11 protein-coding genes are annotated in these 13,397 nt (G+C 32.8%); 3 read left to right on the forward strand and 8 right to left on the reverse strand.

The genetic code is table 11. The annotated features are described in order from the left end of the window. Positions 1-16: 16 nt before the first annotated feature. Together BOW55_RS00085 and BOW55_RS00090 are read right to left on the reverse strand one after the other, a co-directional pair. Positions 17-2,353 carry an ATP-dependent helicase gene (locus BOW55_RS00085; RefSeq protein WP_129022478.1) on the reverse strand — a complete coding sequence of 779 codons (2,337 nt, stop codon included), beginning with the start codon at positions 2,351-2,353 and terminating at the stop codon, positions 17-19. A 372-nt stretch (positions 2,354-2,725) separates the two neighbouring features. Then, the gene (locus tag BOW55_RS00090) at positions 2,726-3,493 is read right to left on the reverse strand and encodes a TSUP family transporter (RefSeq protein WP_129022479.1); all 768 of its coding nucleotides are present in this window, start codon (positions 3,491-3,493) and stop codon (positions 2,726-2,728) included. A gap of 126 nt (positions 3,494-3,619) precedes the next feature. Between BOW55_RS00090 and BOW55_RS00095 the strand changes: the two genes are divergently transcribed. After that, positions 3,620-4,141 carry a hypothetical protein gene (locus tag BOW55_RS00095; protein ID WP_089057840.1) on the forward strand — a complete coding sequence of 174 codons (522 nt, stop codon included), beginning with the start codon at positions 3,620-3,622 and terminating at the stop codon, positions 4,139-4,141. A gap of 71 nt (positions 4,142-4,212) precedes the next feature. On the opposite strand, the gene BOW55_RS00100 is transcribed toward BOW55_RS00095, so the two are convergent. The 3 genes from BOW55_RS00100 to BOW55_RS00110 form a co-directional block, all read right to left on the reverse strand. Beyond that, positions 4,213-4,941: an SIMPL domain-containing protein gene (locus BOW55_RS00100; protein WP_129022480.1), complete on the reverse strand. Its 729-nt coding sequence runs from the start codon at positions 4,939-4,941 to the stop codon at positions 4,213-4,215. A 47-nt stretch (positions 4,942-4,988) separates the two neighbouring features. Beyond that, positions 4,989-5,888, reverse strand: a complete 900-nt coding sequence (locus BOW55_RS00105; protein WP_089057842.1) for a patatin family protein — start codon at positions 5,886-5,888, stop codon at positions 4,989-4,991. A gap of 100 nt (positions 5,889-5,988) precedes the next feature. Further along, a complete protein-coding gene (locus BOW55_RS00110; protein ID WP_129022481.1) occupies positions 5,989-8,049 on the reverse strand; it encodes a M1 family metallopeptidase in 2,061 nt (686 codons plus the stop codon). 95 nt (positions 8,050-8,144) lie between these two features. Here BOW55_RS00110 and BOW55_RS00115 point away from each other — a divergent pair, with 95 nt between their 5' ends. Beyond that, positions 8,145-8,888, forward strand: a complete 744-nt coding sequence (locus tag BOW55_RS00115; RefSeq protein WP_129022482.1) for a diphthine--ammonia ligase — start codon at positions 8,145-8,147, stop codon at positions 8,886-8,888. A gap of 140 nt (positions 8,889-9,028) precedes the next feature. Here the strand turns inward: BOW55_RS00115 and BOW55_RS00120 are convergent, their stop codons facing one another. Together BOW55_RS00120 and BOW55_RS00125 are read right to left on the reverse strand one after the other, a co-directional pair. Further along, positions 9,029-9,571: a DUF1697 domain-containing protein gene (locus BOW55_RS00120; RefSeq protein ID WP_129022483.1), complete on the reverse strand. Its 543-nt coding sequence runs from the start codon at positions 9,569-9,571 to the stop codon at positions 9,029-9,031. A 157-nt stretch (positions 9,572-9,728) separates the two neighbouring features. Next, complete coding sequence (locus tag BOW55_RS00125) at positions 9,729-10,163, reverse strand: hypothetical protein (RefSeq protein WP_129022484.1); 435 nt, start codon at positions 10,161-10,163, stop codon at positions 9,729-9,731. Positions 10,164-10,397: 234 nt separating this feature from the next. Between BOW55_RS00125 and recG the strand changes: the two genes are divergently transcribed. Then, the gene (recG, locus tag BOW55_RS00130) at positions 10,398-12,506 is read left to right on the forward strand and encodes an ATP-dependent DNA helicase RecG (RefSeq protein WP_129022485.1); all 2,109 of its coding nucleotides are present in this window, start codon (positions 10,398-10,400) and stop codon (positions 12,504-12,506) included. A 234-nt stretch (positions 12,507-12,740) separates the two neighbouring features. On the opposite strand, the gene BOW55_RS00135 is transcribed toward recG, so the two are convergent. After that, a complete protein-coding gene (locus BOW55_RS00135) occupies positions 12,741-13,343 on the reverse strand; it encodes a PAS domain-containing protein (RefSeq protein WP_089055655.1) in 603 nt (200 codons plus the stop codon). Positions 13,344-13,397 lie beyond the last annotated feature (54 nt).

Below are 13,397 nucleotides of genomic sequence, written 5' to 3' on the forward strand. Positions count from 1 at the left end.
AAACTTGAAAATTTATTTATCCAACAACATCTAATTTAGCAAATCTCAGTAAAAGCTTTTTAAGACCTCCTACTTCAAATTTAATTTCTGCTTTTCTATCACCACCAACACCTTCAAGGTTAATTACTTCGCCTTTTCCAAAACGTTCGTGCATTACGACATTTCCAACCGTCAATTTATTATCAAACAAATTAGCACCTGAACTTGCGGGCGCATTTCCAGCAACAGGTTTTAGTTTACGAATATTTAAATCTGGTTTCGGATTATTATCTGTAACGTGTTTTGGAGGTGTTCCTCCTACTGGTTTTGCTAATCTCAATTTCGATTTATCAACATCTCCAAAAATATCTCCGTCGATAGGTGACTTATATCGATAGTTAGTCTCGGCTGGAGTCAAATATTCTAGAAACTGTCCGTCAATTTCTTCAATAAAACGAGAAGGCTCACTATCTGTCAATTTCCCCCAGCGATAACGAGATTGTGCATATGTTAAATAAGCTTGATGTTCTGCACGTGTTAAAGCTACGTAAAATAATCGACGTTCTTCTTCTAATTCACTTCTAGTACTCATACTCATCGCACTTGGAAACAAATCTTCCTCCATACCCACAACAAAAACATGAGGAAACTCAAGTCCTTTTGCTAAGTGAATCGTCATCAATGCTACACGATCATCGTCATTAGTGTCTTTATCTAAATCTGTTGCCAGTGCAACATCTTCCATAAACTCCGCCAAGGCGCCTCGTGCACCATCAATTTCTTTTTGCCCTTCGGTAAAATCTTTAATACCGTTTAGAAGCTCTTCGATATTCTGAATTTTTGCCATTCCCTCTGGAGTAGCATCTTTTTTTAATTCCTGAACCAGACCCGTTTTTTTCGCAACATGATCTGTTATATAAAAAGCATCCTGATTTTGATCAATAACCTGAAAACTTTGAATCATTGTTACAAAATCCTTCAGTTTATTCTTCGTTCCAGCATTCAGCTTTAAGTCAATTTTATCAATATTAACCATTACTTCCCAAATCGAACGTTTGTAATGATTGGCTGCAATAGTTAGTTTTTCTACAGTTGTATCTCCAATTCCACGCGCAGGATAATTGATAACACGAATTAAGGCCTCTTCATCTTTTGGATTAATTACTAAACGTAAATAACACAAAACATCTTTTATTTCCTTACGTTGATAGAACGATAGTCCTCCATAAATTCTATACGGAATATCACGTTTTCTTAACGCATCTTCCATTGCACGTGACTGTGCATTGGTACGATACAAAATTGCAAAAGAACCATTATGAAGCTGATTTTGCATTTTTTGTTCAAAAATTGTGCTTGCTACAAAACGACCCTCTTCGGCATCAGTCAAACTTCTGTGGACTTTAATCTTTGGTCCAAAATCATTTGCTGTCCAAACTACTTTATCCAATTTCGTTTTGTTATGCTCCATTACCGTATTTGCAGCTTCAACAATATTACGAGTTGATCTGTAATTTTGCTCTAAACGAAACATGATAACACCCTCGTAATCTTTCTGGAAATTCAGAATGTTATTGATATTTGCTCCACGGAACGCATAGATACTCTGCGCATCATCTCCTACCACACAAATATTCTGAAATTTATCTGATAAAGCTCTTACAATCAAATACTGCGAGTGATTAGTATCTTGGTACTCATCAACCAAAATATAGCGAAAACGGTTTTGATATTTAGCCAAAACCTCTGGAAAACGAGTCAGTAATTCATTAGTTTTCAATAACAAATCATCAAAATCCATTGCACCAGCTTTGAAACAACGCTCTACATATTGCTGATAAATATCTCCTAATCTTGGTCTTTTTGCCATTGCATCGGCTTCAACCAATTCTGGATTGTTGAAATAGGCTTTTACCGTAATCAAGCTGTTTTTATAACTTGAAATTCGTCCTAAAATTTGTTTTGGTTTATAAACATCACGATCCAGCTGCATTTCCTTAATAATTGAAGAAATTAATCTGGCAGAATCCTGCGAATCGTAAATAGTAAAATTTGATGGATAACCTAAATGATCTGATTCTGAACGCAGGATACGAGCAAAAATGGAGTGAAAAGTTCCCATCCAAAGGTTTTTTGCTTCAGATGCTCCTACGATATCTGAAATCCTGTGCTTCATTTCACGAGCTGCTTTATTGGTAAAAGTCAGCGATAAAATATTGAAGGCATCAATACCTTGAGCCATCAAATAAGCAATTCTAATTGTTAAAACACGGGTTTTCCCCGAACCTGCACCTGCAATAATAATCATTGGCCCATCTTTCTTCAGAACGGGTTGTCGTTGCGCTTCATTGAGTTGATCAATGTACTTTTGCATGAAATTTTTCTCCATATGATGCAAAAATAAGAATTTAAAGAGAAAGTTCCTAAGATGCGAAAGAAAGGTTCTAAGATGCTAAGATACTGAGTTGCTAAGTTTTTTTTGAAGCCAAAGAACAGGCTTTTTTTAGGCATGGTTTCCCGCTTTCGGCTTTATCACTCCGTTGCACTACGAGGATAACGCCTCTATCGGGGCTATATTTAAACAATTGGCTTTCTTTAAATATTTTGAAACCTATAAGAGATACTAAGTCCATTTAATTCTATCGTTAAGTAAAACATTGCAAATGCTTATATTGACTGCAATTTTAAAAACCATATTAAAAATAAAGCTTATAATTTCTTATATCACTTATATGGTTTAAATAAACTATTTGAAGAAAACGTCGTAAGCAAAACGAATCAACGTTCCAACCACAACAACCAAAAAGAAAATACGAATAAAGCCATTCCCTTTATTAATTGCTAATTTTGCGCCAAGCCATCCGCCAAGTCCGTTACTAATTGCCATTGGAATTGCAATTGCCCAAATGATTTTTCCTTTGATCATAAATAAACAAATCGAACCAAAATTTGTCGCCAGATTTACCATTTTAGCATTTGCTGAAGCGTGCAAAAAGTCAAAACCCAAAAGTGCAATAAAAGCTACTACAAAAAAGCTCCCTGTTCCAGGACCAATAAAACCGTCATAAAAGCCAACAATTGTACTAATTACAACAGCATAAATTATCTGAGTGGTTTCTGAATGGTCTTTAGCAGCATGCTGACCAAAGTTTTTCTTAGCATATGTATATATAAACAGCAATGATAAAACCACAAGCAAAAGCGGTTTCATAAAATCATTGCTCACCATAGTTAATATAGTAGATCCTAAAAATGCCGAAGGAACAGCCAAACACATCATAATCAAGAGTAATTTCCATTGAATTACTACTTTTTTTAAATACTGAAATGCAGCGAAAGCGGTTCCTGTAAAAGCCGGAATTTTTAAACTTCCAATAACTGTTGAAACTGGAAGATTTGGCAATAAAATTAACCCCATTGGAGTTTGAATTAATCCGCCGCCGCCCACTATAGCATCGATAAATCCTGCTGCGAATGCAGCCAAACAAAGAAAAAGTATTATGTATAAATCCATTAAAAGTGTATTTTCGGTAGATTTAGAGAATCTGATTGCAAAAGTAAAGTTTACATTTTGTTTATTGCGATAAATTTAAACTTGATTTTTACTCAAAAAGCATATTTTTGCTAAAAAATTACCCAAATGGATTTTACAAAAATTATAGAATTAGCCAGTTATACGTTACCTGCAATTGTAACTGGATTTGTTGCGTACAGTTTTTTTGAACTGCACATTAAAAACAACGACAAAAAACGTGCTTTTTTATTGAATAGAGAATATCAAAAGCAATCTTTGCCTATACGTTTGCAAGCTTATGAGCGTATGACTTTGTTTTTGGAACGTATTAATTTGACGAAATTATTAATTAGAATTTCTCCTATTTCAAACGATAAGCATGATTATGAAAATTACGTAATCGATCAAATTGAACAAGAGTTTGAACATAATTTAACGCAGCAAATTTATATGTCTGACGAATGTTGGACAATTATCACTACAGCCAAAAATGCTACAATCCAAATGATTCGTAAAGCTGCGATGAGCGATAAGGTAGAAAATGCCGATAAATTGCGTGAAGTAATCCTGAATGACTTGCTAGAAAAACAATCTCCTAGTAATGCAGCTTTAGGATATATTAAAAATGAGGTTGCTGAACTTTGGTAGAAAAACATTTTAGATTTTAGATTGAAGAGTTCAGATTTTGAATAATTCAATCTAAAATCTAAATTTTTATATTATTTTTTGTTTTTAGTAATCCAATAAATAACATTTATAGTTTCCTCTAATTCTTTCTCTTCAACTTCAAATTTATCAAATGACGTTTTAGGACTTGAAGCTGCAGCGGCCATGACTCGACCTGATTTCACTTCATTTACTCTCTCATAAGCAACCATATCTCGTAAAGCATATTTCGATACTTGCTTTACATTTAAAATTTTCACGTCTAATGCTTTTGCGATATTATCAGCATTATTCTTAGCATCATTAATTGCATTTTGAACTAATTTCAATCTCGAAGTTTTTTCTAATTCTTCTGAAAGAAAAGTTTCAAATTCAACGTCCAAATCCTTAATATCTTCACTTTGTATTTCCTGATAAAATGCTTCGATTATCTTATTATCCAAAGCAAAATTTATAGACAAGGAATTGGTAACCCTATATTCCTTTTTGTTATCATTATTCTCGCTACTGGATATTCTGTATTCAGAAATTTTAATATTTTTTTCAGTAAAACCAATATTAAATAGCCCTTTTTGAAGTTTTTCAATTTCTTCGTTTAACTCCTTAATAGCTGTTTTTTCAATTAAATTTTGCTTCTCAATTGTAACTTTAAATCGTGCACAATCAGGTTTAACTTTGATTTTAGAATTTCCTTCAGCGGTTATTTCACTACCTACGTTTACTTGTGAAAATACTGGAATTACAAAACTTAAAAAAATTAAAACTGTAATTATTTTTCTCATTATCAATGCTATTTAAATATTTTTATTTCATAATGTAAATTCGTAAATCACCTATTATCACTCATAACCTCAGATTTATTCTGAGCATATTCATAGCCTTGCTCCCACCATTCTTTCATTACTTCTTTATTAAAAATCAAGGCATTATCTGTCAGTTTGGTTGGTGTGTAATACAAATTAAGTTTCACATCTTTATTATTCGCCATAAGCTTTCCTATTGCGATATCGTGTTTTTCCACTTGATCTAAGGCAATTCGAAACAAATCAATCATCAAAGAAAAAGGGTTCTTACCAATTACTGTTTTTGTTGTATTAACTTCGGTTTCTAAAATAATAACATCAATTTCGGTTGCACCGCGATTAATAGCTTCACGAATAGGAACTAAACTTGAAAATCCTCCGTCGCCATATTCTGAATTGTTTTTAGTAACCAAACTCATAAACGGAACATAATTACTGGAAATCCACGACCATTCGCAAAACTCTTCGTAACTGCAGTCTTTAACCGATTTGTACTCCGATTCGTTTTTGGTAAAATTGGTTACTGTTATAACAACATCAGTATCTAATTTCTTTAATTTATTAAAATCGGACAGTGAGAAATTATTCTGAATATATTTTCTTAAACCTTTACTTTCGCCAAAAGTTCTTTTTCCTTTAAAGAATTGACGTAATACATTGAAGTGATTAATGGTAACAATATCTATCCCTTCTTTTACTTTAACTACAAACGGGCAAATATTAAAAATACTTGCCATGGTGACATTAGTATAAACGGAATGGATTTTTTTAATATGACCAAGCGCCAAATGCGGAATTAGAAGACTTCCTGTAGATGTTCCGATAAATAAATCATATTCATTTCTTTTTTCTTCAATCAAATATTGTGCAACTCCGCCGGCAAATGCGCCTTTACTTCCACCGCCAGAAATAACTAATGCTTTCATATATGGTATTGTAGGTTTTATATTTTTTTTAGAGAACAGAACAAATAAGCAAGAGCAAAGACACTTTTGAAAGTAGTAAATCTTTGATCTTCATTCTCTTCTACTCTTTCAGCAAACGATTCAATTGATATTGTTCATCGGGGTTTAAATTAGGTAAAATTCTATTAAACGAAGCACGCATTTCTGAATTTTTTAATAAAACTCGAATCGAATCTCTTCCAAATTTTGAAAACTGCCACATATGATGTGTTGTTGCACTTACCAAATTAGTTAAAACCTGATCGTTTATAATTTTAAATGCAATCAGTTTTTCAAGTGCATTCTGGCGTGTTGGAGCTTCATATTTAGTTGAAGAAAAAGCAATTAGTTCGCTTATTAATTCTTCTGGATTTGTACTGTAATCAGGTGTTGATAAAGCCAGCGAAAGCCATAATGTTCGAAGATTAAAGTCATTAAACCCAATCCAGTTTTTAGATTTATTCAAATAATCTGTTCTATGATTTGGGAAGTTTCTCCACAAATAAAACAGAGCAGCTTCTTGTGTTTGATAGGATTTATCATCAAGCAAAGTTTCATATTCAGCTCTAAAATCTTCTGGAATTTTAGCCAATGAACTTGCAACGGCTTGTCTGACTTGAGTATTATTTGTTTTTAATGCAGTTTGTAAAAGCGTTTTCTTTGCTTCATATTTTTCAATTTCTAATTGATCTACAATTGCTTCTTTTACAGATTCATAAATATTAGTTTCTAAAGTTTTTCTTAAAAAATCTTCTTTCTCGGATAATGGTGTTTTTTTAAGCTTATCAATTTCTAAACGAGTTTGAATCGCTTTGTTTTTACTGAGTAAAGCATTTGCTGTCGACGTATCAAAAACAGTTGATTCTAGCCATGTTTTTTGAAATTTCTCAAGATCAAAATCAGATACTTTTTTTATTTCGTCAAAGAAATCTTGAGTTGTTACGGTTTGATAAGCAAACTTTTTCAAATAGCTTTTTATTGCTCTTTTAAAAGCTTTATCTCCAATTGATTCATGCAATACAAACAATGCCCAAGCTCCTTTTTCATAAAAAGTAAGTGAACTTGCTTTTGCATTTAAAACCGGAATAGAATCTGTTCGTGAAGCAAATTTTATTTGCTGCGCCGTATTGTATAATTTAGAATAGAAAAAATCGTCTCCATAAATTTCTCTTTCCGTCAAAGCAGCAAAATAAGTTGCAAAACCTTCTTGAAGCCAATGATGCTTACTGCTTTCGGCTGTAATTAAATCTCCAAACCAATGATGCGCCAGCTCATGTGCATCAACATTGGTATAATTTCGATCTTCAAAACCAATAGAATCTACTACATAGCGAGTTGCCAAAAGTGTCGAAGTTGTGTTCTCCATTCCTGCATACAAAAAGTCGCGAACAGGAATTTGTCTATAGATTTTCCAAGGATATTTTACTCCGATTTCTTTCTCTAAAAAATCAAAAATACGTTTAGAATAACGATACGTTGGTTCAAAACGTTTTTTATCCTTTGGTTCTAGATAATATTCTAACGGAATTCTAGATTTTGAAAGCATTTCCGTTTTATCATATTTACCAATTGCAAGCATCAATAAATAAGAACTCATTGGTTTCTCCATTTCGTATTGCCAGTGAAACAAATCGCCTTTGCTTGTTTTTTCTTTTAAAATACCGTTTGAAATTACCTGATATTGGTTATTGTAAGTAATACCTAAATTAAAAATCAATTTCTCGTTGACATCATCAAAACTCGGAAACCAATTACTGGTGTACCTTCCCTGACCTTGCGTCCAGATCTGAACGTCATCATTTTCAATTTCAACAAAGTACAATGCTTGTTTTGGCTTTGCAGTATAATTGAATGTCAGCTGCTTATTTCCTTTTTCAAAATGACTGATAATTTGTAATTCTTTACCCGTATTTAGAAAAACAGCATTCACTCCATTTATTTGAACATTCGAGAATTCCATGTTTTTAGCGTCAATTTTTATTGTATCAACAGACTGCAAAACGCTAAAATCGTAAACGACTTTTCCTGCAATTGTTTTTTGAGCATTATCGATAGTCAATTGTGCATTAACCGATTTAAAATCGACAAATTTAGTTTGCTGTGCAAAAAGGAAAGTGGTAAATAATAAGAATATATATTTCATTGAAATAAATTTGAAGGCGAAAATTCCAAAGTTACAAAGGTTTCATCAACAAATCGAATCAAATTTGTAAGTTTACCGCACAAAAATTCCAAAACGTGTTTACACCAAAAAAAGCCTTATTTAACTGGAGCAGCGGAAAAGATTCGGCTCTTGCATTATACAAAATCCTTCAAGATCCAGAGTACAAAATTGACTGCTTATTAACGAGCGTGAATCAACAATACCAACGAATTTCAATGCACGGCGTTCGTGTTGAACTGCTGAATGCACAAGCAAAAAGCATTGGACTGCCATTAAAAGTCATGCAAATTCCAGAAATGCCCACTATGGAAGTCTATGAAGATGTAATGACTAAAACTTTAACGGAATTAAAGGATAACAGCATTACACATTCTGTTTTTGGAGATATTTTTCTGGAGGATTTACGAAAGTATCGCGAAGATCAATTGGCAAAAATGGATTTTAATGGTGTTTTCCCACTTTGGAAAATACCAACAAAAGATTTAATTCAAGAGTTTATTTCATTGGGATTTAAAACTATTGTGGTTTGTGTAAACGAACGTTACCTAGACAAAAGTTTTGTGGGCCGAATTATAGATCAGGATTTTATCAACGATTTACCTGAAAATGTTGACGTTTGCGGAGAAAATGGAGAATTTCACACTTTTGCTTTTGACGGTCCAATTTTTTCGAAGCCAATAGATTTTGAAATAGGAGAAATTGTTTATCGCAAATATGAAAAACCTGAGAAAGAAGATTCATCAGATACTGCCTGCGATACCAGTGCTTCTGATGCTTTCGATTTTGGATTTTGGTATTGTGATTTAATCCCTAAATAGCCTGTCAGGCTGAGCGAAGTCGAAGCCACTTAATATTTTTTTGCCACAAATTGCACTAATTAACACAAATCAATTAGTGAAAATTCGTGAAATTCGTGGCGACACTTCGACTTTGCTCAATTTGACATCATTAGATTCTTTTACTCTTCAGAATACATTGCCAATAAATTTGTAACTGTATTCCAGTTTCTAATTGTTGATGTAACATTTAGTTTTTTCTCAATGTATTTTTGGTCAAAACGAGTTTTTCCTGCACCAACAGCGTACTTAATAAAAATTCTATTTCCATCAATACTTGCTTCATCAGGTTTAAACTGGCTGATTTTTAAGTCGTTTATGTTTTCCTTTTTCAATTGAGTTGAGACAAAAGCCACATATAATTTTTTGGCGTCAATATCCTTTTCCTTCAAAAAAGGATTATTCTTAAAGCATAATTCCAGATCTTCTTTTGTTATTACAATCGTTGGAACTTCATGTCCAAAAACTTTAAATATTTCCTGTTTGATCATAAAACCAACTTTCGAAGCATCTTCTTCGCTGTCTACAAAAACATTTCCTGTTTGCAGATAAGTTCTAATATTCTGAAAACCAATATTTTCTAACATTGTTTTCAAAGCATCCATTTTCATCATATTATGCCCAGAAACATTGATTCCTCGTAAAAGCGCTAAGTGTGTTGCCATTTTTAAAATTTTATTCAAAGATAAAAATTCATTTTAGTTTATATGACTATTCCACCCAATCAAACTTTATTAAAAAAGGCTGGCTTATTAAAATAAAAACTCCGCCAGAAAACCGACGGAGCCAAACAATTTGAATTAGTAAGCATTGTTTGAAATATTACTTTAATTTATCATATACAAGTAAAGGTCCATCACATGCAGCCCAAGTACTGTACAATTTTCCAGTAGCATAAATTATATATAGATTTTCTATTAAATCCTCAGTACAAGTTCCTATTATATCATTTTTAGTGCTATACATTAATTTTAACTGAGTTTGCTCTAAAGTTTCTACAACAGAATAAGTTCCTGATACACTAGAAGTTTTGTTGTCTCTAATTCTTGTTTTAGTAAACTTCCCGTCAGAGCTAAAAATATAGCTTTCCTCCCATTCCATAACACCAATAGAATTTGCTGCTGGGTTTTTATTTCTATTCATGCTCGTTAATTTCCATTTTCCAAGATAATCTTCAGTTGGTTTATTGTCATTGTCATCATTAGAACAAGAAACAAGAGAAATAAACAAAACTATTAAAAGTCCAATTTTTTTCATTTTTTTTAAGTTTTAAAGGTTAATTATTATTAAGATTAATCGTCCTTAAAATGGTTGCGTTTATTTTTACAGCTTAACGATAACTTAATATTCAAAATCCTAAGAAGTTAATTCATTTCCAAATTTCCTAATTAAAATCTATCTTCGCTTTTGAAATAAATTTCAATTTAAAAATTCCAAATTCCAATTCTTTCAAATCTACAAACATCAATCTTAAAATCTGAAATAGTTTAAATGTCTAATAATCTTCTAGAAACTCCAATCGAATACTTAAAAGGTGTTGGCCCAAGTCGCGGTCAGCTGCTTCGCAAGGAATTAGGAATTCATAAGTATGGAGATTTGGTGAACTTTTTTCCAAATAGATACATTGACAGAACTCGTTATTACAAAATAAACGAACTTCAAAATACAGGTTCTGAGGTTCAGATTATTGGCAAAATCATCAATATAAAAACAGTTGAATTTGCTAAGAATAAAAAGCGTTTAGTCGCCACATTTGTAGATGATACAGGACAATTAGACCTTAATTGGTTTCAAGGACATAAATGGATTCGTGAAAGTTTAAAACTAAACGAACCTTGTGTAATTTTTGGAAAATGTTCTCTGTATGGAAGCCAGTTCAGCATGGCACATCCCGAAATTGAGCTGCTGAAAGAACATGAAAAAAGTCTGCGTTCTGCCATGCAGCCCGTTTATCCATCTACCGAAACATTAACAAACAGAGGTATTTCAAATAGAACGATTAACAAATTAATGGAACAATTGTTTATCGAAACTCAAGCTTTGTTTACCGAAACTTTTCCATTATATTTAATTGAAGAATTAAAGTTAATCTCAAAAAGAGCCGCTTTATTTAATATACATTTCCCAAAAAGCACCGATGCTTTGGCGAAAGCGCAATTTAGATTGAAGTTTGAAGAATTGTTTTTTATTCAATTGCAGTTAATTACAAAAAATCTAATTAGAAAGCATAAAATAAAAGGACATCCCTTTACCAAAGTAGGTGATTTTTTTACTGAATTTTATCAAAACCATCTTCCTTTTGAACTTACTAATGCTCAAAAAAGAGTGGTTAAAGAAATTCGTTCAGACATGGGTAGCAATGCTCAAATGAACCGATTATTGCAGGGAGACGTTGGTTCGGGAAAAACAATTGTGGCTTTTATGAGCATGCTTTTAGCAATGGATAATGGTTTTCAGGCCTGCTTAATGGCGCCAACAGAAATTCTTGCCAATCAACATTTTATTGGCTTATCAGAATTTGCTAATACTTTGAATATTAATATAAAAATATTAACTGGTTCAACAAAAACTGCAGCTCGAAAAGTTATTCATGAAGAACTTGAAAATGGCACTTTACAGATTTTAATAGGCACACATGCTTTACTGGAAGATAAAGTGAAGTTTCAAAATCTTGGATTGGCTGTTATTGATGAACAGCATCGTTTTGGTGTAGAGCAGCGCTCTAAATTGTGGAAGAAAAATGAAATTCCTCCACACGTTTTGGTTATGACAGCAACACCAATTCCGAGAACTTTAGCAATGAGTTTGTACGGAGATCTTGATATTTCTGTAATAGATGAACTTCCGCCGGGACGAAAACCAATACAAACGGTTCACCGTTTTGATAGTAACCGATTAAAAGTCTGGAAGTTTCTACGCGATGAAATTGCACTTGGAAGACAAATTTATATTGTATACCCGTTAATTCAGGAATCGGAAAAAATGGATTACAAGGATTTAATGGACGGCTATGAAAGTATTTCTCGTGATTTTCCATTGCCTCAATATTCGATTTCGATTTTGCACGGAAAAATGAAACCCGCTGATAAAGATGCCGAAATGAAACGTTTCTCTGAAGGAAAAACCAATATTATGGTGGCAACAACAGTAATTGAGGTTGGTGTAAATGTACCAAATGCCAGTGTAATGATTATCGAAAGTGCCGAACGTTTTGGTTTATCTCAATTACACCAATTACGTGGTCGTGTTGGTCGTGGTGCCGAACAGAGTTATTGTATCTTGATGACGGGACATAAATTAAGTTCTGACAGTAAAACCCGCATGGAAACAATGGTTCAGACAAATGATGGTTTTGAAATTGCCGAAGTTGACTTAAAACTTCGCGGTCCAGGTGACTTAATGGGAACGCAGCAAAGCGGTGTATTAAACCTTCAAATTGCAGATATTGTTCGTGATCGAGATATTCTTGGATTAGCTAGAAATTACGCTATGAAAATCCTGAAAGAAGACGGTCCTTTAAATAAACCAGAACATGCAATTCTAAAAGCAGTTTTTATTGAATTAACTAAAAAGAAAAGCATCTGGAATTATATTAGTTAGTTTTTTTAGGCTCAAAGATGCAGAGATACAAAGGTTCAGAGATTTCTTGAGTTAAAAACAGGTTTAATTACATCATATCTGATGCAATAAATCTTTCAACCTAATATGGCTAAATGTTGAAAAAAATTAAACACATAGAGACATAGTCATGTTTGTTGATGCAAGTGAAATGTCTTTCAAAAGCAACAAAACCAATATTTCTATGTGTTATACATAATTCTACAACCAGCTTTATTATTTCTTTGGTGGAGTTTTCTTTTCAAAAAGACCGCTGAACAAGCCTTTACTAACTTTGTTTTTATCATCTTTTCCTGTAGCGATTAAATGATCGATATATTCCATATACGTTTTTTTACGCTCTTCCAGAAAACCAACCAAATATTCTTCAGAAGCTGTTAAACCGCTTGCTTCTTCTATTTGTAAAAGTTTTTTGTACAATGGTTCTATGAATTTTACGATGATATTTTCGGGAACTGATTTTCTTGTTCCGAAAAAACCAACAATCTCCCCATCAGTATCTGCAATGATTTTAAATTCGGTTACAACCCAATAATAGCGACCTGTTTTTGCCATGTTTTTTAAAACAACATGAATGTTTTGACTGGACTTAATACTGTCCCATAAAAATTTAAAAATCACCTTAGGCATATCAGGATGCCTCACAATATTGTGAGGCTGTCCGATTAATTCAAACTCATCATAGCCAGAAACATCGATAAAATCTTCATTGGCATACAAAATAGTTCCGTTTTTATCTGTTTTACTAAGCAGTACTTTGCTTTTATTCCAATCGACTTCTCTGTCAGAAGGAGTCGGACGTGTAGTTCTGGTCTCCATAAAATTTTATATTAAAAATTAATTGGCATGAGTTTTTTACTTGTAGAATAAACT

The sequence above is a fragment of the Flavobacterium sp. YO12 genome, from assembly GCF_004119495.1.
Taxonomy (GTDB): Bacteria; Bacteroidota; Bacteroidia; order Flavobacteriales; family Flavobacteriaceae; genus Flavobacterium.